This is a genomic window from Mesorhizobium dulcispinae, assembly GCF_033977345.1.
GTDB lineage: Bacteria > Pseudomonadota > Alphaproteobacteria > Rhizobiales > Rhizobiaceae > Mesorhizobium > Mesorhizobium dulcispinae.
This window is the reverse complement of record NZ_JAVIIY010000018.1, coordinates 45,029-66,483: the sequence shown is the minus strand read 5'-3', so window position 1 is coordinate 66,483 and position 21,455 is coordinate 45,029. Positions and strand designations below refer to the sequence as shown.

24 protein-coding genes are annotated in these 21,455 nt (G+C 62.5%); 11 read left to right on the top strand and 13 right to left on the bottom strand.

Annotated features, from left to right (window positions below; all coding sequences use genetic code 11):
- From RFN30_RS27665 to RFN30_RS27645, 5 genes are read left to right on the top strand one after another with little or no spacing between them, the layout of a single operon-like run.
- Positions 1-498, top strand: coding sequence for a TadE/TadG family type IV pilus assembly protein (locus tag RFN30_RS27665; protein WP_320265234.1), 498 nt, complete (start codon positions 1-3; stop codon positions 496-498).
- On the top strand, positions 492-1,127 hold the full coding sequence (locus RFN30_RS27660; protein WP_320265233.1) for a TadE/TadG family type IV pilus assembly protein: 636 nt from the start codon (positions 492-494) through the stop codon (positions 1,125-1,127). The genes RFN30_RS27665 and RFN30_RS27660 overlap by 7 nt, the downstream gene beginning before the upstream one ends.
- The gene (locus tag RFN30_RS27655; protein ID WP_320265232.1) at positions 1,124-2,287 is read left to right on the top strand and encodes a CpaE/TadZ family protein; all 1,164 of its coding nucleotides are present in this window, start codon (positions 1,124-1,126) and stop codon (positions 2,285-2,287) included. Before RFN30_RS27660 ends, RFN30_RS27655 begins: the two co-directional genes overlap by 4 nt.
- Positions 2,288-2,342: 55 nt before the next feature.
- A complete protein-coding gene (locus tag RFN30_RS27650; protein WP_320265231.1) occupies positions 2,343-2,900 on the top strand; it encodes a L,D-transpeptidase in 558 nt (185 codons plus the stop codon).
- Positions 2,897-3,451, top strand: coding sequence for a hypothetical protein (locus RFN30_RS27645; RefSeq protein ID WP_320265230.1), 555 nt, complete (start codon positions 2,897-2,899; stop codon positions 3,449-3,451). Before RFN30_RS27650 ends, RFN30_RS27645 begins: the two co-directional genes overlap by 4 nt.
- Positions 3,452-3,500: 49 nt before the next feature.
- On the opposite strand, the gene RFN30_RS27640 is transcribed toward RFN30_RS27645, so the two are convergent.
- Positions 3,501-4,037 (bottom strand): hypothetical protein, encoded by a 537-nt coding sequence (locus tag RFN30_RS27640; protein ID WP_320265229.1) that lies wholly within the window; start codon positions 4,035-4,037, stop codon positions 3,501-3,503.
- Between the two features lie 232 nt (positions 4,038-4,269).
- Between RFN30_RS27640 and RFN30_RS27635 the strand changes: the two genes are divergently transcribed.
- The gene (locus tag RFN30_RS27635; protein ID WP_320265254.1) at positions 4,270-4,965 is read left to right on the top strand and encodes a thermonuclease family protein; all 696 of its coding nucleotides are present in this window, start codon (positions 4,270-4,272) and stop codon (positions 4,963-4,965) included.
- Between the two features lie 269 nt (positions 4,966-5,234).
- Positions 5,235-5,981: a GGDEF domain-containing protein gene (locus RFN30_RS27630; RefSeq protein WP_320265228.1), complete on the top strand. Its 747-nt coding sequence runs from the start codon at positions 5,235-5,237 to the stop codon at positions 5,979-5,981.
- Between the two features lie 75 nt (positions 5,982-6,056).
- Here RFN30_RS27630 and RFN30_RS27625 read toward each other — a convergent pair whose 3' ends face one another.
- Positions 6,057-7,514, bottom strand: coding sequence for an NAD-dependent succinate-semialdehyde dehydrogenase (locus RFN30_RS27625; RefSeq protein ID WP_430699091.1), 1,458 nt, complete (start codon positions 7,512-7,514; stop codon positions 6,057-6,059).
- A gap of 307 nt (positions 7,515-7,821) precedes the next feature.
- Here RFN30_RS27625 and RFN30_RS27620 point away from each other — a divergent pair, with 307 nt between their 5' ends.
- Positions 7,822-8,727: a LysR family transcriptional regulator gene (locus RFN30_RS27620; RefSeq protein WP_320265226.1), complete on the top strand. Its 906-nt coding sequence runs from the start codon at positions 7,822-7,824 to the stop codon at positions 8,725-8,727.
- Here the strand turns inward: RFN30_RS27620 and RFN30_RS27615 are convergent.
- The 5 genes from RFN30_RS27615 to RFN30_RS27595 all read right to left on the bottom strand — a co-directional run bounded on the left by RFN30_RS27615 (position 8,711) and on the right by RFN30_RS27595 (position 14,304).
- Positions 8,711-9,415, bottom strand: coding sequence for a peroxiredoxin-like family protein (locus RFN30_RS27615; protein ID WP_320265225.1), 705 nt, complete (start codon positions 9,413-9,415; stop codon positions 8,711-8,713). The genes RFN30_RS27620 and RFN30_RS27615 overlap by 17 nt on opposite strands.
- 140 nt (positions 9,416-9,555) lie before the next feature.
- Entirely contained in the window at positions 9,556-10,902 is a 1,347-nt protein-coding gene (locus tag RFN30_RS27610) for a dihydrolipoyl dehydrogenase family protein (RefSeq protein ID WP_320265224.1), read from the bottom strand.
- A gap of 16 nt (positions 10,903-10,918) precedes the next feature.
- Entirely contained in the window at positions 10,919-12,313 is a 1,395-nt protein-coding gene (locus RFN30_RS27605; protein ID WP_320265223.1) for an NAD(P)/FAD-dependent oxidoreductase, read from the bottom strand.
- 33 nt (positions 12,314-12,346) lie between these two features.
- Positions 12,347-13,498 carry a patatin-like phospholipase family protein gene (locus RFN30_RS27600; protein WP_320265222.1) on the bottom strand — a complete coding sequence of 384 codons (1,152 nt, stop codon included), beginning with the start codon at positions 13,496-13,498 and terminating at the stop codon, positions 12,347-12,349.
- Positions 13,499-13,521: 23 nt separating this feature from the next.
- Entirely contained in the window at positions 13,522-14,304 is a 783-nt protein-coding gene (locus RFN30_RS27595; RefSeq protein WP_320265221.1) for a 3-hydroxybutyrate dehydrogenase, read from the bottom strand.
- Between the two features lie 271 nt (positions 14,305-14,575).
- Between RFN30_RS27595 and RFN30_RS27590 the strand changes: the two genes are divergently transcribed.
- Positions 14,576-15,487, top strand: a complete 912-nt coding sequence (locus RFN30_RS27590) for a LysR family transcriptional regulator (protein WP_320265220.1) — start codon at positions 14,576-14,578, stop codon at positions 15,485-15,487.
- 59 nt (positions 15,488-15,546) lie between these two features.
- Here the strand turns inward: RFN30_RS27590 and RFN30_RS27585 are convergent, their stop codons facing one another.
- The 6 genes from RFN30_RS27585 to RFN30_RS27560 all read right to left on the bottom strand — a co-directional run bounded on the left by RFN30_RS27585 (position 15,547) and on the right by RFN30_RS27560 (position 19,880).
- Positions 15,547-15,972, bottom strand: coding sequence for a DUF302 domain-containing protein (locus RFN30_RS27585; protein ID WP_320265219.1), 426 nt, complete (start codon positions 15,970-15,972; stop codon positions 15,547-15,549).
- Positions 15,973-16,078: 106 nt separating this feature from the next.
- Positions 16,079-17,281 (bottom strand): MFS transporter, encoded by a 1,203-nt coding sequence (locus RFN30_RS27580; RefSeq protein ID WP_320265218.1) that lies wholly within the window; start codon positions 17,279-17,281, stop codon positions 16,079-16,081.
- A 90-nt stretch (positions 17,282-17,371) separates the two neighbouring features.
- Positions 17,372-17,872, bottom strand: a complete 501-nt coding sequence (locus RFN30_RS27575) for a cupin (protein ID WP_320265217.1) — start codon at positions 17,870-17,872, stop codon at positions 17,372-17,374.
- 187 nt (positions 17,873-18,059) lie between these two features.
- Positions 18,060-18,974 carry a LysR family transcriptional regulator gene (locus RFN30_RS27570; RefSeq protein WP_320265216.1) on the bottom strand — a complete coding sequence of 305 codons (915 nt, stop codon included), beginning with the start codon at positions 18,972-18,974 and terminating at the stop codon, positions 18,060-18,062.
- 164 nt (positions 18,975-19,138) lie between these two features.
- A complete protein-coding gene (locus RFN30_RS27565) occupies positions 19,139-19,414 on the bottom strand; it encodes a hypothetical protein (protein WP_320265215.1) in 276 nt (91 codons plus the stop codon).
- Positions 19,415-19,604: 190 nt separating this feature from the next.
- Positions 19,605-19,880, bottom strand: coding sequence for a hypothetical protein (locus RFN30_RS27560; RefSeq protein WP_320265214.1), 276 nt, complete (start codon positions 19,878-19,880; stop codon positions 19,605-19,607).
- A 202-nt stretch (positions 19,881-20,082) separates the two neighbouring features.
- Between RFN30_RS27560 and RFN30_RS27555 the strand changes: the two genes are divergently transcribed.
- Together RFN30_RS27555 and RFN30_RS27550 are read left to right on the top strand one after the other, a co-directional pair.
- A complete protein-coding gene (locus tag RFN30_RS27555) occupies positions 20,083-20,940 on the top strand; it encodes a patatin-like phospholipase family protein (protein ID WP_320265213.1) in 858 nt (285 codons plus the stop codon).
- Positions 20,941-21,173: 233 nt separating this feature from the next.
- Positions 21,174-21,443: a BufA1 family periplasmic bufferin-type metallophore gene (locus RFN30_RS27550; RefSeq protein WP_320265212.1), complete on the top strand. Its 270-nt coding sequence runs from the start codon at positions 21,174-21,176 to the stop codon at positions 21,441-21,443.
- Positions 21,444-21,455 lie beyond the last annotated feature (12 nt).

Below are 21,455 nucleotides of genomic sequence, written 5' to 3'. Positions count from 1 at the left end.
ATGGCCAAGCTCAACCACATGATTCGACTGTTCCGGCGCGACGAGGATGGCACAGCCTTGGTCGAAATGGCGATCGTCGCACCCTTTGTGCTCCTGTTGTCAGCCGGCGTGTTCGAGTTCTCCAATATGTTGAACACACGTCTGCTCCTCGAGGCCGGCGTCGAGGATGCGGCTCGCTACATGGCGCGCTGCAGCAGCGATTGGGACACTTGCAAGGGGCTGGCGCAAAAGCTCGCGGCCAATGGCGCGGTTGACGGCACCAGCGCCAGGGTGACTGGTTGGCTTCCCTCGCAAGTCGATATCACCAAGACATCCACTGCGGCGGTCGATAACACGACGACACCGCCTACCGAGATCTATCTCAGCAGCAAGGGCACCGTCGACGTGGTGATCGTCAGCACCGCATATACGTATCCTGACGTCGGGTTTTGGTCCTATCTTGGCTTTGGTGACCTCACTCTCAGCGTCACCCATCAGGAGCGTGTCTTCGGATGGTGACGCCGCGCAACTCGTTTTGGAGAAGCCAGTCCGGGGCGGCGATGATCGAAGCGGCCATCGCAATGCCGTTGCTGTTGACCCTGCTGCTTGGCTTCGTCGACTTTGGCTACGCTTTCTACCAATGGAACGCGGCGAACAAAGCGGTGCAGGCCGGTGCCAGGCTGGCGCAAATTTCCGCTCCCGTTCCCAGCGGCCTCTCACTCGAGACCTTGACGCAAAGCGACACAACCAAAGTCGGCACCGCGGTGCCGGCAAATACCTACAACTACATCTGCACCGCCAATAGCGCCGGAACTGCCTCTTGCACCTGCGGAACAGGTGCAACATGCCAGAACCTCACTGTGAGCCAGGCGGCCTTCGACCTGATCTTCAGCGGCAGCACTACCCGTGCCGGGATGCAGACTTACCTACCACTGCTGAAGAAGTCCGAGGTGCAGATACAGTACCAGGCGTCCGGGTTGGGCTATTGGACGCGGCCTGGCGGGCCCGTTCCGACTATCACGGTGAGCATCGTCAACCATCAATTCCAGTTCTTCTTCCTGGGCGCACTGCTCGGGCTCGGCAACATGTCCATGCCTTCCATGTTGAGTACAGTAACGGGTGAAGATTTAAAGAGTACATGGCCATGAACGCCATCGACACCAGAGTTCTGCCCACGAAACGCAAGCAGGTCGCGCTGTTTTCGTCCGATCCGAATTTCAGGCACGACGTGACCACCCGGCTCGACGCGCTGGCGATCTACGACGTCAGGGTTTCGGAGGCGGTCGAGTTCCTCAAGGGGCCGCCGGTCGATGCACGTCCCGGCATCATCATCCTCGATCTCGGAGATGGCGAATTGCTCGGCAACAACGCGCTCGTCGAGGCGCGCTCGGCCTGGGCGTCGGTGCCGCTGATCGCGGTCTCGGGCGAGCTGACGTCCGAACAGACGCGGGTGCTGGTGCGCATGAACGCTTCCGATTGGCTGCACAAGCCGCTCGACGCCAAGGAGCTGCTCAACGCCGTCACTTTCCACGACACCGGCAATCAAGGCACCAAGAGCCGGATCGTCACCTTCATCGCCGCCAGCGGCGGCGCCGGCGCCACCACGCTGGCGATCTCGGCGGCCGAGCATCTCGCCTCGAAGTCGACCGAGCGCGCGGCCTCGACCTGCCTCGTCGACCTCGACTTCCAGAGCGCCAATTGCGGCGCCTATCTCAACCAGTTCAACCAGTTCGACCTTTCCGGCATCATCGGCCAGCCGGAGCGGCTCGATGTCGAGCTGATGGACGTCATCAAGCTGTCGCGGCCGTCCGGCCTGACCCTCTATTCCTTCGAGCGGCCGCAACTGCCGTTCGAGCCGCACGGCGCCGATTTCGTCTTCCGCCTGCTCGACCTCGTCGCCTACCGCTTCGACGACATCGTCATCGACCTGCCGAATATCGAGACGCCGTGGCACGAGTCGGTGCTGCGCACGAGCGACGAGATCTTCATCGTCTTCGAGCTCAACGTCGCCTCGCTTCGGCAGGGCAAGCGGCTCTACAAGAAGATCCGCGAACTGCGCGGCAACGGCGTCTCGATCACGCTGGTCGCCAACAAGCACAAGCGCAAATGGTTCGGCAATCACTTCTCGCGCAGCGAGCTGGAGAAGATCTTCAAGGCGCCGCACATCAAGTCGCTGGCGCTCGACAACGCGCTGCTCGCCGACGCGCTGAACCGCGCTATCCTGCCTTCCGAGGTCGACGGGCGGGCCCGCTTCAACAAGGACCTGAAGCGCATGTTCAAGGAGCGCCTGGACAATGCCCAGCGCTAGAGCAATTCCAGGAAAAGTGCGCAGCGGTTTTCCGTCCGGAATTGCGGCAAAGCCAATGCGACGCACGCACCTTGCGGCCGCTTGCCTGATCGGCATCGCGCTGGCGTCGGCCTGCGGCCTCGCGGAAGCCGGATCGGGGCTGCCGCCGCTTCCCGCCATGGGCCCCAGCCTCCGCAAGACGGTCGCCTTCCAGACCGGCGAGCAGCCGGGAACGATCATCATCCGCAGACAAGAGAAGGCGCTCTATCTGGTCACCAACAAGGGCCAGGCGCTGCGCTACCAGATCAGCGTCGGCCGCGACGGCTTCGGCTGGACCGGCACGGTCAAGATTGCGGCGAAGACCGAATGGCCGGAATGGCGCCCGCCTAGCGAAATGCGCGCGCGCCAGCCGGAACTGCCGGCGATGGTGCCCGCCGGCCCCTACAATCCGCTCGGCGCCAGGGCGCTCTATCTGTCGCGCGACGGTCGCGACACGCTCTATCGCATCCATGGCACCAACGATCCCAAGGGTGTCGGCTTCGACGGCACGTCCGGATGCTTCAGATTGACGAATACCGATGTGATCGATCTCTTCAAGCGCGTCGCGGTGGGCGCAAAGGTGGTGGTTGAATGACGATGATCAGCGAGCCGGAGATTCCGGCAATCGAACTCGGCGAACGGGAAAAAGCCCCTGGCAGGCCAAACCGAGCGGTGACCATCGGCGTCGTCGCCGCCGGCGTGGCGCTCGTCACATTCGTCAATGTCACCGCCGCCATCTATCTCTATCGCGGCGTCAACGACCTGCGGGCACTGGAGGCGCGGCTGGACCAGCTCGGCCAGTTCGAGCAGCGGATCGGCGCCCGCATCGATACCGTCAACAACGGCTTCCAGAGCCGGTTCGAGACGCTGGACCGGCAGCTGCAGGCGAGCTTCGGCCGGATGAACGGCGATATTGCGCGGCTGGAGCAGGGCCAGCCCCCAGCCGCCGACGCCGAGATGCAGCGGGCGCCAGAGCCCGATTTCGCCGGCACGACCGTGGCGGAGGCGGCAGCAGTCCCCGCCGAGCCGGACTCGGTCGACGCCTCGCCGACGTTCAAGCGGAAGGCCGCGCCGCCCGGACCCAATCCGTCGTATCAGCGCATCCAGCAGGCCGACGGCAAGGTCTATTACAAGAAGATCAACTGACGCGGCGCCGGGCGATAGCGGGCGGAAATTCGTTCAGGAGGCCCAAAGCCTAAAGGTCGCGCTGCAGCGCCAGCATGCGGACGGCGCGGGCATCGGCGCGCAGCCTTGCCTCGCGCAGGAATGCGATATGGCAATAGGCGCAGGCTGCAAGGCCGAGGCACAGCACCAGGCAGTTTTTCAAGCTGAAGTCGATCGCCAGCGAGAATTGAAAGCCGCGCGGCGCGGTGAAGGTGGCGATCGTGCTCGCCGTTTCCGAATGGCTGCCGGCCGCGATCATCAGACCGGCAAACAGCAAAGCGGCATGGTTGGCGAGGAAAAAGCCAGCGGATCTTTTGGCCTGGCAGGCCATCCAGCAGGCGGCCGACGCGACGAAGATGATGGCGGCGTTCAGCACCATCGAGCCGCCGATATAGAAGTCCACCTGCTGCCAGAACATCGTCGAGAAGGGGCGCAGCTCCAGCCAGATGCGCCACATGGTCGGGCTGGCCGAATAGGTTCCGAGCAGGAACGTGGCCGTCCGTTCCGCCGCCAGCAGGAACAGCATGAGGGCCGGGAAGGCAACCAGCAGTATCGGCTTGCGCGTCATGTCATCCCCTCTACATCCGATGCTAGACTGTAGGCTGCATTGGTTGCGCGAGACTTAACGCAACGCCTTGCTTTTCAAGCAATGTCGCCGCCTAAAGCGCGTCGCGCCGGATTCAGTCGACGCGCTTTAAGTTTTGTTTGCTGCATGTCGTTGCCCCAGAACCGCTGCACACTTCTGGGCGACATGCATTGATGTATGATCCGGTGAAACGACGAGGCGCGCTTTGGGCGAGGTGAAATCGACCGGCCGGCTTGCCACGACGCTCGGCGGTCTCGGGCTGATCGCCGGCGCGTTGCTGATTGCCACCTCCAGCCGATGGTTGCCGAGCGAACTCCCCTCGTATCCGCCGGCCCGGGAGGCGGCCGAAGCACGGCCCGCCTCCGGCGTCGCCGTTCATGACATGCGGCCGGGCCAGCCGGCGCGCAGGATCGCCGAGGACCTCATCGCGCCGCCGCCGCTCGATGTGACGGGGATCGAGCGCATCGAGCCACGCCCTCCGCTCGGCGAGATCGGCCTCGCCTCGCCGCCGGAGACGCCGATGCCGCAGGACTGGCGCGAAACGCTGCTTTTTCGCCCGGTCGCCACCTCGTCGGCGGTTTTCGAGGCCATGGGACGCCGCATCGTCATCAGCGGGACCGTCGACATCGATCCCGACATGACCTGCTCGTTCGGCGATGCCGTCTGGCCCTGCGGGCAGCGCGCCCGCGCCGCCTTCAACGCCTGGCTGCGCGGCCGGGCGCTCAAATGTGTCCTGCCGCCCGATGCCGACCGTTTCGCCATCGCCGCGCCCTGCATGCTCGGCAAACAGGATGTCGGCGCCTGGCTGGTTGCCAACGGCTGGGCAATGGCTTCGCCAACGGGCATCTACGGCAAGGCCGAGTCTGTCGCCAGGGGCGCCGAGATGGGCATCTTCGGCCCGCCGCAATAGAGCATTCCGGGAAATAGCCGCGTAACGGCCTTCCGTTCCGGAATTGCGTAATGACGGAATGGTTAAAGCAGTCCGGCGATCCTACCAAACGCTGATGTGTTTCAGCGACCGAATCAGATCATCGAAGCAAGAATCAGGCTGCCGCCGACGAGTGCATTCCAGCGCGGCCTGCAGAGAAGGCGCCGATTTCCTTCAAATTGTAGGTCTCGCTGAAACGGAAATCGTAACACACCGCCTTTAAGCCAATGCGTCCAACAGGAGATTGGCCAGTGAGCAGAGAAACCGAGACCGCGCCGGCAAGAGCCTGGAAGCATGTCCTCTGGCTGTCCCTGCTGGGCACGGCCGGCTGCGTCGGCCTATCGCTCGGTCTCAACTATCTGCTCCTGCTCAGCGACGTACTGACGCCGTTCGGCCGCAGCGTCGTCACGGCCGCCCTTCTGCCCGTCATCATCGGCCTGCCGCTTTTTGCCCTGCTCGGTTGGAAGCAAATCGAGATCCGCCGCTACCGGCAGGAACTCACCAGGTCCGGCACCTACGATCGGGTGACCGGCTGCCTCAACGGGACGGTGTTCACGTCGATGGTCGACAGGCGGGCGGCGAGGCCATCCGGCCCGCGTTCGGGCGCCTTTCTCGTCATCCACCCGGAACATCTTGCATCGATCAACCTGCGCTTCGGCCTTGGATGGGGCGACGAAGCCTTGCGTCTCATCGCCTCGGCTATCCGATCCTCGGTGCGCAAGGACGACCTGATCGGCCGGCTCGGAAATTCGATGTTCGGCGTTTTTCTTCCCGGCGCGACGAAGCAGGACGCCAAGGAGATCGGCGAACGCGTTCGAGAAGCGGTCGGACAGATTTATTTCGCGCCGAAAGGCGACAAGGACGTGCTTACCATCCGCGTCGGCGGCGTTGTATTCGAGCATGAACTGGCGTTCGAGGACATGTTCCGGTCAGCGGAGGAACTTCTGCTGGAGGCTCAGGACGAAGCTGACCTGGCACTGTCGCATATCAGCAACTGAACCCGCGAGCGGAACCAAACGACCTGATCGGGCGATAACGCTCGTCTTCAAAAGCCGCCCTGCTCGTTTCATGCCTCAGATGCCGCCCATGCAGAGATATTTCATCTCAAGGTAATCCTCGAGGCCGTGGCGGGAGCCCTCCCGCCCGATGCCGGACTGCTTGATCCCGCCGAACGGCGCGGCTTCCGAGGACATGCGTCCGGTGTTGATGCCGACCATGCCGTATTCCAAGGCTTCCGCTACACGCCAGACACGCTTCAGGTTGGAAGCATAAAAATAGGCGGCGAGGCCGTAGATCGTATCGTTGGCCTCGCGCACGACCTGATCCGCATCCTCGAAGCGGATGACCGGCGCCAACGGCCCGAATGTCTCCTCCTGCGCCACCGTCATTGCGCTCGAGATGTTGGTAAGGACCGTCGGCGGGAAAAATGTGCCGTCGGCGCCGATCCGGCCTCCGCCGCAGCGGATCGCCCCGCCTTTCGCCACGGCATCGGCGATGTGGGATTCGATCTTGGCGAGCGCATGCCTGTCGATCAGCGGGCCGATCGCGACACCCGGATCGAAACCGTCACCGACCTGAAGCTCGCGAACCCGTTCGACGAATTTGTCGACGAATTCGTCATGAACGCCCGACTGCACGTAAAGGCGGTTCGCCGAAACGCAAGTCTGGCCGGCATTGCGGAACTTCGCCTGGATCGCCCCGTCCACGGCGGCATCGATATCGGCGTCGTCGAAGACGATGAAAGGCGCGTTGCCGCCGAGCTCGAGGCTGACCTTCTTGACCTGGTCCGAGCACTGGCGCATCAGCAGGCGCCCGACCTCGGTCGATCCGGTAAAGCTGATCTTGCGCACCTTGGGATTGTGACAGAGCTCACGCCCCACCGCGGCACCCTCGGACGCATAGATGAGGTTCACAACGCCGTCGGGAAAGCCGGCCTCGGCGGCGAGCGCGAACATGGCGCCTGCGACAAGCGGCGTCTGCTCGGCAGGCTTCAATACGATCGCGCAGCCCGCCGCCAGCGCCGGCGATATCTTGCGCGCCACCATCGATGCGGGGAAATTCCATGGCGTGATCGTGCCGACGACGCCGATCGGCTGCTTGATCACCAGCATGCGGCGGTCGGTCGACGGCGCCGAGATCGTCTCGCCATAGATACGATTGGCCTCCTCGGCGTACCATTGCAGATAAGCGGCGGCATGCGAGACCTCCGACTTGGCCTCGGCGAGCGGCTTGCCCATCTCCGCGGTGAGGATCGCCGCGAGGTCGTCGGTGTGGTTGACGATCAGCTGATGCCACTGCCACAGCATTTCGCTGCGCTCCCGGGCGGTCAGCGCTGCCCATTCAGCTTGAGCGACATAGGCCTTGTCGATCGCCGCGCGCGTCTCCTCGACGCCCATGTCGGGAAGTTCCGCCAGCAATTCGCCGGTCGAGGGATTGAAGACCTCGAACGTGCGCCCCGCGGATGGCGCACCAAGCGCCGGCCCGCGGTCGATCGCGCCGAACAGGTCGGGGGATTTCAGATGGCGGACCATCGGCGGGCACAGAGGCAATGCCGGTCTCCTCGAGCAAGTTGGTGGATATCAACGAGGCCAACGTGTATTCGGCGCACCTTGCCTCTCATAGGGCCTGGCAAGGCCGGCGGTAGACCCACTTCGGGCAGCCGGCGTCCTCGAAATCGTCGATAGGAATGACAGCTCTAACCAGGAAGGGAGATGCCACTATTGCCCGGGAAGCCAAGTTTTAGCGGCTCCCGACCTTGCTTGGATTTCCGGTTGCGATAGCATAACCACAAATTAGCTGTGCCTGAAAAATCGAATTCCGCTGTGGGGGCGCAAATTCATGGAGATGCAGCAGGTCCGCTATTTTTTGGCCCTGTCGAATACGCTGAATTTCACGAGGGCGGCCGAGGAATGCAACGTCACTCAGCCGGCGCTTACGCGCGCAATCAAGACGCTTGAAGAGGAATTGGGCGGCGAGCTCCTTCGGCGCGAACGCCAGCACTCGCACCTTACGGAACTCGGGCGGCGCATGCTGCCGCTGCTCCAGCAATGTTATGATGCGGCAACTTCCGCCAAATCGCTTGCCAAGGCAGTGCAAAGCAGCGACATCGCGCCGCTCAACGTTACGATTTCGAATAGCATCAACATCACGTTGCTCGTTTCCCCGTTCACGGAGCTTTTCCGGGCCTATCCCGGCGTCCACCTCAAGATCAATCGTGGTTCGCCGGCTGCCGTCGTCGACGCGTTAAAGAGTGGCGACGTCGAATTGGCAATTGCTGGGCCACTAGGACAGGCTTGGGATCGCCTGGACGTGTGGCCGCTGTTTCAGGAAGGGATCGAACTCGCCGTAAACTCCGATCATCCGCTGGCCCGGCGCAACGAGGCCGATGTCGCGTTGGCTCAGCTTGCCGCGGAGCCCGTGCTTAGCCGGATCGATTGGGAGACCAGCGAGGAACTGTCGCGCTGCCTTTCCGCCAAAGGCTATGCGCCTCGAACCGCACATGAAGTGGAGACCGACCAGGACCTTCTTGCGTTGCTTGAGGCCAACGCTGGGGTCGGTTTTGTCTCGCTCACGGCACCGCGATCCTCGAACACCCGCCGGCTCAAGCTTCGTGATCTCGACGTTTCGCGGATCGTTTCCGTCTATGCGGTTGCCGGCAGGCAGCGCTCGCCTGTCGCGACAACGCTGCTCAACCTGTTGAGGTCAGCCGACTGGTCGTCCTTCGGCGTCAGCGAGCCCGCCTGAGCGCCGCGATCATCTCATCAATGTCCATGCGACGGCGGTAGTCCGGATCGACGAAGCGATCCGTGATGATGCCGTCCGTTCCGACGATGAAGGTGGCTGGGATCGGCAGAAACCAGCTGCTGTTGCCCTGATAGTTGGGGAGATCGAACCCCAGGCCCATCAGCCGCTCCATCTCGGCCCCGACCCAGATCGCAAGGTTGAGCGATAACGCATAGCCGTTGTCCATGTCGATCAGGAACGGAAACTGCGCGCCAACGGCGGCCTTCATGGCTTTGGCAAATTTGCGCCGCTCCGGCATGATCACGACCACCTGTCCGCCCAGCTCAACGATCTGGCGCTGCACCTCGACGATGCCGATGGCGTTCAAACGGCAATAGGGGCACCAGTGCCCGCGCTGAAAGGTGATGACGGCTGGCCCCTTTTCCAAGATCTCGGCCAGGCTGACGAGCTTGCCGTCATCATCAGGCAGCAAGAAACCAGGCATGGCTTCGCCCTGAGCCGGCGCCATAGCCCCGGCTCCCTGTTTCTCAAGGCGATCCACCAGTCGCTCTACAGCGTCCGCGAATTCGGAGTTTAGACGTCGGACGGCAGCGGCAATTACAGCCAGCCGCTCATTGAGAGGCGCATCAAGTTCGATGGCTGTCTGGACGGACTGCTCGAATGTCATTGCCTGGTCGTCGGCGGCCATTTCTGCACTTTCACATGTCGCACACAGCCTACCACCGGAACCCCTCGGCAATTGCCATGTTTTTCCTGCATGGTTTTGATGCCCCATGTGCATCGACGCCTGCCAGGTTTGTGTTCTATTCGCCGCCCCGGATCGACGCGTTACATCATGTTCCTGATATCCGCCGAAAAAGTCGGGAAACCGTAGACCATCTCGGACAGCCCTTGTGCCGTGATGCCGTGTTTCATGGCGAGCGCGAAGATGTGGATCAGCTCTTCGCCGGAATGACCTACGAAGTGTGCTCCGACGATGCGATCCGTCGGCTCCTCGATGATAATCTTCGACCATGCGACCGCCTCCGCATAAGTCCTTGCGGAGAGCCAGCCTTGCATGTCGTTTACGTGGACCTTTACGCGAAGACCCCGCTCTCTCGCCTTAGCCTCGGTCAATCCGACGCTTGCCACGGCCGGAATGCTGTAGAGCGAGGCCGGGATGTGACCATAGTCGGGCCGATGCTTCGGTCCGTCGACAATGTTGCGGCCGACGATCCCGCCCTCATAGGTCGCCACCGGCGAAAGCTGCGGCGAGTTCCACACCGCATCACCACAGACATAGACATCGGGGTTGGAGCGTGAGCGCAGGTGGCCGTCGATTTCAATGCGGCCTTCGCGATGCACGATGACACCGGCCCCAAGATCGAGACCCTCGACATTGGCCACACGTCCGGCGCAGTTGACGACGCGATCCGCGTACACCAGAGACTCGATGCCGTCCCTCGCGAGGCTCACCCGCAGTCGTCCGTTAGCCTTTTCGACCTTCTTGACCCAGGCCTTGGTGTGGATGCCGATGCCCAGCCGCTCGCTCTCGCCACGGAGTTGAGCAACGGCATCCTCGTCGAAACCTCCGAGCAGTTGCGGCAGCGCCTCGAGGATCGTGACCTCGACGCCGGCGCGCGCATAGACATGCCCCAGCTCGAAGGCGATGACGCCGCCGCCGATGAAGACAACGGCGCCAGGCAGCACAGGATCGCTCAAGACCTCATCGGACGTCGTCAGATGCTCGGCGCCCGGGATCGGCAGCGAGCGCGGCTTCGAGCCGGTGGCGATGACGATGTTCCTGGCCGCGAGTTCTCGGGTGCCGACGCGGATGGCGTTGCTGCCGATGAATGCGGCCTCGCCGGAGATGACATCGACGCCTCGCTTGGCCATCAATGCGGACAATCGGGACGGGATGTCCCTGACGATGTCTTTTTCCCGCTCGATCAAGGCTCGCCAATCGAGCCTCGGCGAAGCGGTCTTGATGGCATGACAGCCGGCCCTTTCAATCTCGTCGAGCGCGTGGGCCGCGGCGACCAACACCTTCTTCGGCGTGCAGCCGCGATTGGGGCAGGTGCCGCCGAGGTCGCGAGCCTCTATCATGGCGACGGACAGCCCGGCGGCGCGCGTCGCGAGCGTCACGCCCATTCCCGCATTGCCGCCGCCCAGGATCACGACGTCATACTTTTCCATCGCACCCTCCACTCTGCTAGTGAAGCTTGATCCGCGGTCTGGCACGCCTGACGATCATCTCGCCGATCGAAGCCAGCGCCGTCCGCGCCAGGCCGTGCACTGCCTTCAGATGCATCTTGTGGAGCGAGCGATACACAAGCCTCGCAAGCAGACCTTCAATCTTCAGTCCGCCGATAAGGCTGCCGAACGCGCCGTAATCGGCGAGCGAGACGAGGGAGCCGTAGTCGCGGTAGCGGAATGCCGGCGCTGCCCGTCCCTTGAGACGCGCGGCAACCACCTTCACCAAGTGGTCAGCCTGTTGATGAGCTGTCTGGGCACGCGGCGGCAAGGCGTTGTCTTCGCCTGGCAGGACGCAATTCGCGCAGTCTCCAATCGCGAACACATTCTCGTCTCCGACAGCACGCAAGGTTTCGTCCACAATCAGGCGATTGATGCGATCTGTCTCGAGGCCGTCGAGGTCTTTGAGGAAATCCGGTGCCTTGATCCCGGCGGCCCAGACCACGAGTTCGGCCGGCACGAACATTTTTTCGCCGAGCCGGACGCCATCTTCCGTCACTTCGGTGACCTTGATGCCGCATCGTATCTGCACGCCGAGCTTGATGAGCAGGCTAGCCGAAGCACGCGCCATGTGTTCCGGAAGCGCCGGCAGGATCCGCGATCCGGCCTCGACGATGGTGATGCGGATCAATCTCTCGAAATCGATATTGTCGAGGTTGTGCGACGCAATTTCGCGCATCGATTTGTGCAGTTCGGCAGCCAGCTCGACGCCGGTGGCGCCGGCGCCCACGATGACGCAGTGGAGCTGACCGGGCGACAGCTGCTCGTATTGCGCGTTGGCGCGCAGGCATGCGTCTATCATGCGCTTGTTGAACCGGGCGGCCTGCTCCGCGGTGTCGAGCGAAATGGCATGACGCGCGACGCCCGGTGTGCCGAAATCGTTGCTGACGCTGCCGACGGCCATGACCAGCGTGTCGTAGCCAAGAACGCGTGGCGGAATGATCTGCCTGCCGTCATCGTCGAAGCTGGGCGCAACAAATATCTGGCGCTTTGCACGGTCGATGCCGACGACCTCGCCAATGCGGTATCGGTAGCCGTGTCGGCTGGCGTGGGCGATGTATTCGACGGCGTCATGCGACGCGCTCAAGGCGCCCGATGCCACCTCATGCAATAGCGGTTTCCAGATATGGGTACGGCTGCGGTCGACCAGCGTGATGGAAAGCCGCCGGTTGCCGAATTTGCGGCCAAGGCGCGTCGCCAGTTCCAGGCCGCCGGCGCCGCCGCCGACAATAACCACGCGATGCAGAGACTTGTCCGCGTGGGAAGGAGTCTCCGGTATCGTGCGGAAGAGCGCAGCATTGTTGGCGAGCACGGCTTCAGGAATGAGCCGCATACCTGGAGTGATGATCTGCATCGGTGGTCTCCGTCTCTTCCTCGGCGCGGCACATCACTCTTGGGATTCGTGGATCACGATGCCCTGGAGCATGTCGACTTCGCATTCCCATGGCTTGTCCTCGAGGACGCGCTGCCCATGTTCGTATCCCGCCTGCCAGCGGGTGCGGATGCCTGAGCGCGTGAAGTCGATGTCCTTGGTGTGATCCTCACCGTCGAGGCGTGGTGAAAGCAGCCGGACAAGATGCATCACCGACGGGCAGCCATAGGAGGCGAGTTCCTTGAACATCGGATCCTCGCGACGCTCCTCGGGCACGAGCCTTCCCATTTCGCGCACCACGTGCCGCAACCGATGAAGCTGCTCCTGCCGTGCCACGTGGCTCCGGCCGCGGCTGGCGTATTGAAGGTCCTTTTGCCGCCCCATGACCTGCCAGATCGATTTCGGCTCGGTGGCGCGGGGCTGCCACATGTTGACCGCGAAGATCAGCGCATCACGCCTGGGTCGCGCATCGAGCACCACCTCGATCGGCGTGTTCGAATAGATGCCGCCGTCCCAGTAGGGCTCGCCGTCGATGCAAACCGCCGGAAACGCCGGCGGCAAGGCGCCTGAGGCCATGACATGCGCCACCGACAGCGTCATCTCGCGTGTGTCGAAATATCTGAGTTCACTAGTGTTAACGTTGACTGCGCCGACCGTCAGCCGCGTGTGGCGCCCGTTGAGGTAGTCGAAGTCGATCAGATTGTTTAGCGTCCTCTTGAGCGGATCGGTGGTGTAGTAGGATGCATTCTCGACACCGACTTCGCGATTGACCCCGAACATAGCGCTCGGGTTCGGTTCGAAGAACCCCGGGATGCCTCGCATCACCGTGCCCATGTTGGCGAAGATGTTGCTTGGAATCATCATCCGGAAAAACTCGTCCAGAGGGCTGCTGCGGGTGACACCGTCCCAGAATTCCTGGAGCCTGGGCAGGCGATCCTCAGGCTGGTTTCCGGCAATCAGCGCGGCGTTGATGGCGCCAATCGATGTGCCGATGACCCAATCCAGTTCGATGCCGCCTTCGACAAGCGCCTGGTAGACGCCGGCCTGATAGGCGCCGAGCGCGCCACCGCCTTGGAGGACAAGGACGGTCTGGCGCTGGGATCCGCCCTGAGGGCTGATCGCAGGGTCTGCTTCGGAGACGGGCACGTTGCGCGTGATCTTGTTCATGGCTTTCGTTCCTCGCGCCGGATCTAGTGGGCGGTCCAGCCGCCCTCGATCGGCATGATGGCGCCGGTGATCGAGGCCGCATCGTCCGAGGCCAGGAACAGGCATAGCGACGCCACCTGCTCGACGGTTACGAACTGCTTGGTCGGCTGGGCTGCCAGCAGCACATCCTTGACCACCTGCTCTTCGGTAATCCCGCGGGCCTTGGCCGTATCCGGTATCTGTTTTTCGACCAGCGGGGTGAGCACATAGCCGGGGCAAACGGCGTTGACCGTAATGCCCTGTTCGGCAACTTCCAGCGCAACCGTCTTGGTCAGGCCGGCCACGCCATGCTTGGCGGCGACATAGGCGGATTTGTATGGCGAGGCGACGAGTGCGTGGGCCGAGGCAACATTGATGATGCGGCCCCATTTGCGCGCCTTCATCGCCTGCAGAGCGCGCCGTATCGTATAGAACGAAGACATGAGATCGATCGCCACGACCGCTTCCCATTTCTCGATAGGGAAGTCATCGATCGGCGCGACATGCTGAATGCCGGCATTGTTGACCAGGATGTCGACAGCGCCGAACTCGGCGACGGCCTTGTCCATCATCGCGGTGATGGAGTCGCCCTTGCTCATGTCGGCATTGTCGTAGCGGACAGTCACCCCGTGATCGGCGGCAAGTCTCGACCGTAGCAGCTCGATCTCGGCAGGGTCGCCGAAGCCATTCAGAACGACGTTGCAGCCCTCGGCCGCGAAAGCCTCCGCAATGCCTTGCCCGATGCCGCTGGTCGAACCGGTTATGAGCGCTGTCTTTCCTCTGAGCATCGTTGTTTTCCTTCAGTTGAGCCCTGCCGACTTGGCCGGTAAACGGTTGCGAGCATCGGGCTGGAAAGCCCGGTATCTGCATCTTCCCGTCAGTATGGCGAGCCATCCGAAACTGCGGAAATGCCGTTGAGACATGGATTCGATAGCCGACAGTCTGACCGGCGTGCCGGCGATATAGATCTGCAGGCTGGGTTGTTTGACGCTGGGGCAGCTTGTAAGATCGATCCTGCAACGCGGGTCGTGCGGCATGCACGCCAAGGGGAAGCGTGCAGTGGAGATCAGCCAGGTCAGATGTTTCTTGGCCGTCGCCAAGGAGCTCAATTTCACCAGGGCGGCCGAGCAGTGCAACGTCACGCAGCCGGCGCTTTCGCGTGCGATCAAGCTGCTGGAGGATGAATTCGGCGGGCCCCTCTTCCACCGAGAGCGCCGGTTCACTCACCTCACCGAACTCGGTCGAATGGTTGAGACCTATCTCGAAGGCGTTTTCGAGAACTCCCGCCAGGCAAAGCAGATCGCCGAGCGGTATGTGAACCTGAAAAAGATGCCGCTGAGGGTCGGCATCATGAGCACGATCGCGCCAGATGAGATCATCGAGCTGATCGCGGCCGTCCGTGGGCATCACCCCGGCGTGGAGCTTCACCTTTGCGATTCAGACGCCGTGAACCTTCGCAAGAGGTTGCTCGAGGGCGATCTCGAGGCCGCCATCTATGCGCTGCCGTCGGACGTTCCCGACGAGGAAGTGCACTCACTGCCGCTGTTTCGCGAGCAGATGGTGATGGCGGTTCACCTGTCGCACCGGCTGGCGAACCAGCGGGTCGTGCGGGTGAAGGAGATGAGCAATGAAAGCTACATTCACCGCAACAACTGCGAATTCGCCGGCTATGCGGATGCCATTCTCGCCGAGCAGGGTGTTACCGTAAGTCCCGTCTACTGGAGCGATCGTGACGACTGGACACTGGCCATGATCGCGGCCGGGCTCGGTTTCGGGTTCATGCCCGAGCACACCGCCAAGCACCCGGGCGTGGCGGCATTGCCGATCACGGAGCCGGAATTCTGGCGTGACGTCAATCTCGTCACGGTGCGCGGCCGCAGGCATTCGCCCGCGGTTGGCGCGCTGGTCCGCGAAGCAACGCAGAAGAAATGGTTCGGCGAGCGGGCAAAGGCATTGTCCGCCGCCGAATGATCTGGCTGTGCAAGGCTGACAGTTTCGAAGAGCCGAAGCATTTCGGCGCCTCGCGCCGATCAGTTCTTCCTGACCGACGACGTGACGGACTGGATCACCTCGGTCGCCATCTTGAACTGCGCCTGCCGGTCAGTGATGCCGTGGCGCTTCGCAATCCAATCGAAGTCGCTATAGGCGGCGTAAACTTGCCCATCGGGCGTCTGGTAAACCAGCACGCGCACCGGCCAGTCCAGGCCGGCCTCGGGATTTGAGGTGATGAATGTCGTGCCAAGCGCCGGATTGCCGAACATGACGAGCCGCGACGGCCGGACGTCGTTGCCAGCCTTGTTGCCGAGCTTTGCCTGGTCGATCACGCCAAAAAACATGAGGCCTTTCTTGAGAACGTCCTTCTTGATGCGGGCGACGGTCTCGGCGACCGAATAGCCGCTCTTGACAGTGACGACGCCGTCCGAGGCGGCAGCAGGAAGGATGACCGTCATCAGCATGGCGGCACCGGTGATCAGGGCTTTCAGGTGGCTCTCATCGCATTCTCCTTGGTTGCTGGGTTGGCTATGGATTGAGTTTCTTGGGTGATCTTGCCGACGCAAACGGTCACGCGGCTGGCGTTCTCAGTGTTCGGGCTACGGCGATCGCGGCCGCGAGAACCGCGACCAGCGCGGCCACGCAGGCCGTCCAGCCGACCCGGTCGTAGACCTGTCCGATGAGGAAGCTGCCGGCGAGCCCGCCTGCATAGTAGGACGCGAGATAGATGCCGCTTGCCGCGGCGCGGTCGCGCGATGCCGTTCGGCTGACATGTCCAGTGGCGATCGCCTGGGCCAGGAAGGTGCCGCTGGCAACCAGCGCCATTCCGGCGAGGACGATGGGAAGGCTGGGCGTGAGCAGCAGAAGCAAGCCGACGATCGCCAGCCCAAGCGTTACACCGACCCCCGCTCTCGGGCCGAGACCCGAGGCCACACGCCCGGCGAGCGGCGTGGTCAGCATCGACGGCAGGAAGACGAAATAGACCGCGCCTAGCGCCATCGGAGTCAGCGACAAAGGCGCCGCAACCAACTGGAAGTTCACATAGGTGAAGGTGCCAATGAAGACGAAGAGGATCAGGAAACCGATCGCGAAACAGGCCCGCAGCTCGGCATTTTGCAGCGGAACTCTCCAGGCCGCGCGGGCAGGCCGGCCCTCCGAGTCGGCATGCATCATTGCCGAGGTCTTCTGCAGCGTGAACCAGACAAGAGCCGCGCCGGACAGATTGAGGGCGGCGAAGGTCAGGAAGTTGGTGGAGATGCCGAACATGTCGGCGACGGCCGCCGACATCAGCCGGCCGAAAAAGTTGCTGGCAACATTGCCGGTCACATACGCCGCAAGCGCGCTCGTGGTCTGCCGGGCGGAAAAATGCTCCGCCAGGTAGGCCATGGTGAGCGTGAACGCGGTCGACATGCAAAGGCCTTGCGCTACGCGCAGCAGGGCGAAAATGACGATGCTGTCCGTCCGCGAAAGCAGTGTCGTCGGGATCGCCAGGATGGCCAGGCTGATCCAGATGCCGTTGCGGCGATCGATGCCGCGCCCGAAGAGAGCGACGGCGATACCGGCCACCGCCATGCCGAAGGTGCTGGCGTTGACGGCGAAGCCCATGGTCGCGCGGCTGACGCCGAATTTCGTCACCAGTGAGGGCAGGATGGCCTGGGTGGCGAACAGATCGACGAGCGTCAGGAACGCGATCAGGGCGATCAGGCCGAAGCGCCAGCTGTCCGCGGCCACCCTGCGGAGCCGCATCAATTCGGTATGTTCACTGGTCGTCATCACAGGCTCCTGGCCATGCGTCCTCAGGCGATCGCCTGAGGACGCGCTGTTGGTTGCTGCTGCTGGGATCCGCTGGCCGCGACGAGCGGCTCACATCATGTGATCGTTGTGCATCGCCGGCGGCAGGACGTCGGCTGAGTAGAGCACTGCCGGGACCTTCCCGTTGTTCTTCCACCAGTGGGCGAGCTGGCCGAACTCGGCGGTCACGTCGCCGGCCGGATGCTCGATGCCGACCTTGCAGGTGCTGGCGTATTCGGTGATGGAGCCTTCGACGACGATGATGTTGGCGGGGCGGACATTGTGCTCATGCCACGGCACCACGCCGCCCGGCTGAACGACAAGCTTGCGCAGACGCAGCATGTTGCCCTTCCAGGCTTCGCCCTTCGGGCTGAGGTCGATCGCCGAAAGAACCGTGTCCGTCACGCCGACGGGCTTGCTGGGATGTTCCTGGATGTCGGTGGTGGCGGCCTGGCCGGCAGGGCAGTCGCCGGCGAAAACCGGGGCCACCGAAAACGCGGCGGTCGCGGTGAGAAGTCCGAGTGTCAGCGCCAGCTTCAGCGGCACCCGCAATGCAATAGTCTTGGAAGCCATGTCTATTTCTCCTTTGTCGGTGCCCAATCGCGGAAGCGGGGCATAGGAGGAGAGTGACGGCAGCCTCGAAGAAAGAGAAATGCTGACTGGCTCTTAATTCGATACCTGAAAACTATGGTGGATGACAGCGCCAGCGCGACTATCTCACCGCGGCATTTATCGCGGCGTTGGGCTTCATTTCGAATTGCTATGCAGCGCTCTTCCTGGCCGACAGGTCGATACCGCTTTCCGGCCAGCTATGCGCCTTGACGCTGTTCACGAAGGTCGATGTCGCCGGCGAGAAGCGGCGCCCGGCCACCACGACGAGCGAGACTTCGCGCCAAACTTCAGGATCGACGACTGGCCTGATCTGCAATCCTGGGATGACGGCGCTGAATTCCGGGATGAAGCAGATTCCCAGCCCGCCTGAGACCATGTTTTGAATCCAGTCTTCGCGCTCGCTGGCGTAGGAGATCCTGAGCTTCACGCCACGTTCATTGCAGAGGCCGGCAAGATAGTCCCGATACTCGCAGTTCAAACGCCTGAGATAGTTCTCGCCGTCGAGTTCCGAGATGGCAACATTGTCGTTGCGGGCCAGCCGGTGCCCATTGGGAAACGCGAGGACGAACCGTTCGCGATAGAGCGGCGTAACATCGAACCTCTCTGGGAAACTGTTGCTGGACGCCATGATCGCGACATCGATCTCACCGGCTTCCAGCAGTTGCGAAAGGGAAGCGGGAACGCCCTCCACCAGCTGCAGTTGGATGCCTTGCTGGCGCCTGTTGAACTCCGTCAATAGACCGGTAAATCGCCGCGGACCGATCGTGCACATAACCCCAACCTTGAGATTTGCATTCTCCAGGCACAGGAACCTCGACGCTTCCTGGCGCACGCCGGTCACCTCGTCGAGGATCTGCTGGAACCGGGGACGCAGCAATGCGCCCAGATCCGTAAGATGGGTCAGGTTCCGCTCGCGGCGAAACAGCAGGCCGCCGACCTCATCCTCGAGCTGCTGGATCGCGCGGGACAGCGCGGGCTGGGTGACGTTGCACTTTTCGCCAGCGCGCGTGAAATTGCGGGTCTCGCAGACGGCCAGGAAGTAGCGGATGTGATGAATGTCCATGCGGGGCGTCCCTCATCTAGCATAGGTGCACGCTGGAACCCTGCCGCATGGCACTCCATCACGCCAATGCATGAGCGCTATAATGTCGATAGCGTTTCGTCATGCGACGAAGGCGGGCCGAGGCCCGCCATCAGAACGCTCTGTAGTGCCGGGCGCCGAAAATGTCAGCTGTGATGGCCCAAGGCGAAGAGCCGGGCGCAGAACTGAGCATGCGGCTTGCTCATGGCGGCGTCGTTGCATTCCTTCATCATTGAAGCCTGCATGGCCTTCGGCGTGGCTTTCCACGCCGTCTCGAAATCGGCACTCGCCTTCATCGTCTTCATGCCGGAATCGGTGAAGAAGGGCTGCATATTGGACGGTTCGTCGAGGACTCCGGCGAACGCGGCCCCGCCAATAACCGAAAGGGCAAAAGCGCCAAAGCAGATAGCTTTGATATTCATGGTAAGAACCTTCTCTGGAGTTATGCAATCGCCCTTTTGACGACTGCGCTGATGACTGGCAGCATTTGGAACTCTATTGTTCCTGTTTGCCGAGGTGGGCTTTGATTTATCCGGCGCTCAACTCGCCAATGCCGTCTGCGAATGAAGTTTATGCCGGCTCCGCATTCCGAGAGGTGCTCGGCAAGCACCGCTAATTGGCTCCGCCCAAAGCAAGCACGTTGGCGCAGAATTGGGCGTGGTGCTTACTCACCGCCGGGTCGTTGCACGCCTTGGTCATCTTGAGCCGGTCATGCTTCGGCATAGCGAACCAGGCCTTCTTGAACCCAGTCATCGGTTTCATCGTCTTCATCGTGGCGTCCGTATAGAACGTCGGCAATGCGGCGAGGTCACTGAACGGGTCGGCAGACGCTGGGCTCGCACCAAGACCAATTGCAAGCGCAGCCGCACAGGCGAGTTGTCTTCTCATCATTCACCTCCGGTTCTAGGCCGCGGTTCGACACGCATCGCGTTGCCTGGCCTGATCGGGATGGAGGGTGCGGCGGGCGAAGACCGGCAGCCAATGCAATCTGCCTATGGACTTCATGCCACCTTGGCATTTCGGCTGAACAGGAAAATGCGGCAGTCTCTCTCCAGTCGCCTTGTCGACGATCTTGGGATGGAGACAAACCATGCTTGCTCAGCCAGCAATGCAAACAGACCAAGTCATCATGTCGGTGCCGGATCTTGGTGTGAAAGACCGGACGATCGACATCGTGCTGGCTAACGACGCACATGGCGCTTTTGTCTGGGGCGTGCTCGATCGCCTGCTGGACGAGCCGAGCTGCAGCTTCAGCGGCGTGACCGCGTCGGGCTTTGCAGCGATGGAGGCAGCAGTCTTTGCCTATGGTTTAAGCGTCGGCGGCAGGCGCGGCGCGCGGACGGCACTCGCCAATTTCTGGCGGCGCGTCAGCCACGCCTCGGTTTTCGCCGACGACAGGGCCAGCCTGCTTCGATCGATCCTGGAACAGTCAATCGACCTTGAGCAAATCCGTGACGAAGGCTGCCCGGTGAAACTTTGCGTCCTGACCGTTAACGCCCGCACTGACGCCGTGAAAGGTTTCACCGGCAGTCAGTTGTCGATCAACGCGATCATCGCGGCGGCTACGATCCCCTTCCTCTCGCTGCCTGTCGAGATCGACGGCGATGTCTATTGGGGTGACGGCGACGTTTTCCAGTCTCCGCCTGTCCTGGCAACTGAAGCTCGCCATCGCCTGATTGTCACCGGCAGACCTTCCGTCTTCACCGCACCGTGTCCCGATCGCAGCCCCAGCGCCGGTCATTGCTTGACCAGATGCGCGCCGGTTCACACCATATTCGACAGTCGATACCGTGCCGGAGCTCCGCTGCTCCTGCGGCCCTGGATCGACTGGGGCGAACTGACCGACATGCGCGACAGGGGGCGGCAGCGCGCAGCAGACTGGCTCGCCGCTGGTCCTCTGCGCGCTGATGAAAGCCCGGGCGCAGCCTGCGAAAGACGATACATCTAGGCGCCTCGCTCCCCGCCTAGCCGCGCCTGCTTCGCATACTCCCGAATGCAGGTGCCAAGCCCTCCGGTGCCCCGCCGGAGGGCTTTTTCGCGCCGAGCTCCAGAACATAGTGGCAGCGTATCAATTCCATGCCGAGACAGCATTTCAGCTCGGCGCCACGATCGGAGAGACTGATTTGCAGACGGGCCTCAAGGCCGGTCTTTCACTCGAAACGCCAACCAGGAGACACGCCTGTGATCAACACCAAGACCCTCATCGGATCGGCCCTCGCGGCCGCCACTTCGCTTGCCGCGACAGCGGCCTATAGCGGTCCCGCCGCCAAGCCCAGCTTCGCCTTCGAGAAGTGCTACGGCGTGGTCAAGGCCGGCCAGAACGACTGCCAGACCGCGACGCATTCCTGCGCCGGCACCGCGACCGCCGACAACCAGCCGGATTCCTGGCTCTACGTGCCCGCAGGCAGCTGCGCCAAGATCACCGGCGGCAGCGACAAGCCGAAAGCCTGAGCCATCCAGACT

What these genes read in the sequence shown, in the direction of transcription:
- RFN30_RS27560 (WP_320265214.1), bottom strand. Translation starts at nt 19,880, where the DNA reads ATGAGAAGACAACTCGCCTGTGCGGCTGCGCTTGCAATTGGTCTTGGT.
- RFN30_RS27600 (WP_320265222.1), bottom strand. Translation starts at nt 13,498, where the DNA reads ATGAACAAGATCACGCGCAACGTGCCCGTCTCCGAAGCAGACCCTGCG.
- RFN30_RS27625 (WP_430699091.1), bottom strand. Translation starts at nt 7,514, where the DNA reads ATGGTCCGCCATCTGAAATCCCCCGACCTGTTCGGCGCGATCGACCGC.
- RFN30_RS27595 (WP_320265221.1), bottom strand. Translation starts at nt 14,304, where the DNA reads ATGCTCAGAGGAAAGACAGCGCTCATAACCGGTTCGACCAGCGGCATC.
- RFN30_RS27585 (WP_320265219.1), bottom strand. Translation starts at nt 15,972, where the DNA reads ATGCTGATGACGGTCATCCTTCCTGCTGCCGCCTCGGACGGCGTCGTC.
- RFN30_RS27605 (WP_320265223.1), bottom strand. Translation starts at nt 12,313, where the DNA reads ATGCAGATCATCACTCCAGGTATGCGGCTCATTCCTGAAGCCGTGCTC.
- RFN30_RS27570 (WP_320265216.1), bottom strand. Translation starts at nt 18,974, where the DNA reads ATGGACATTCATCACATCCGCTACTTCCTGGCCGTCTGCGAGACCCGC.
- RFN30_RS27645 (WP_320265230.1), top strand. Translation starts at nt 2,897, where the DNA reads ATGACGATGATCAGCGAGCCGGAGATTCCGGCAATCGAACTCGGCGAA.
- RFN30_RS27575 (WP_320265217.1), bottom strand. Translation starts at nt 17,872, where the DNA reads ATGGCTTCCAAGACTATTGCATTGCGGGTGCCGCTGAAGCTGGCGCTG.
- RFN30_RS27640 (WP_320265229.1), bottom strand. Translation starts at nt 4,037, where the DNA reads ATGACGCGCAAGCCGATACTGCTGGTTGCCTTCCCGGCCCTCATGCTG.
- RFN30_RS27580 (WP_320265218.1), bottom strand. Translation starts at nt 17,281, where the DNA reads ATGACGACCAGTGAACATACCGAATTGATGCGGCTCCGCAGGGTGGCC.
- RFN30_RS27650 (WP_320265231.1), top strand. Translation starts at nt 2,343, where the DNA reads ATGCGACGCACGCACCTTGCGGCCGCTTGCCTGATCGGCATCGCGCTG.
- RFN30_RS27555 (WP_320265213.1), top strand. Translation starts at nt 20,083, where the DNA reads ATGCTTGCTCAGCCAGCAATGCAAACAGACCAAGTCATCATGTCGGTG.
- RFN30_RS27615 (WP_320265225.1), bottom strand. Translation starts at nt 9,415, where the DNA reads ATGGCCGCCGACGACCAGGCAATGACATTCGAGCAGTCCGTCCAGACA.
- RFN30_RS27660 (WP_320265233.1), top strand. Translation starts at nt 492, where the DNA reads ATGGTGACGCCGCGCAACTCGTTTTGGAGAAGCCAGTCCGGGGCGGCG.
- RFN30_RS27665 (WP_320265234.1), top strand. Translation starts at nt 1, where the DNA reads ATGGCCAAGCTCAACCACATGATTCGACTGTTCCGGCGCGACGAGGAT.
- RFN30_RS27565 (WP_320265215.1), bottom strand. Translation starts at nt 19,414, where the DNA reads ATGAATATCAAAGCTATCTGCTTTGGCGCTTTTGCCCTTTCGGTTATT.
- RFN30_RS27655 (WP_320265232.1), top strand. Translation starts at nt 1,124, where the DNA reads ATGAACGCCATCGACACCAGAGTTCTGCCCACGAAACGCAAGCAGGTC.
- RFN30_RS27620 (WP_320265226.1), top strand. Translation starts at nt 7,822, where the DNA reads ATGGAGATGCAGCAGGTCCGCTATTTTTTGGCCCTGTCGAATACGCTG.
- RFN30_RS27610 (WP_320265224.1), bottom strand. Translation starts at nt 10,902, where the DNA reads ATGGAAAAGTATGACGTCGTGATCCTGGGCGGCGGCAATGCGGGAATG.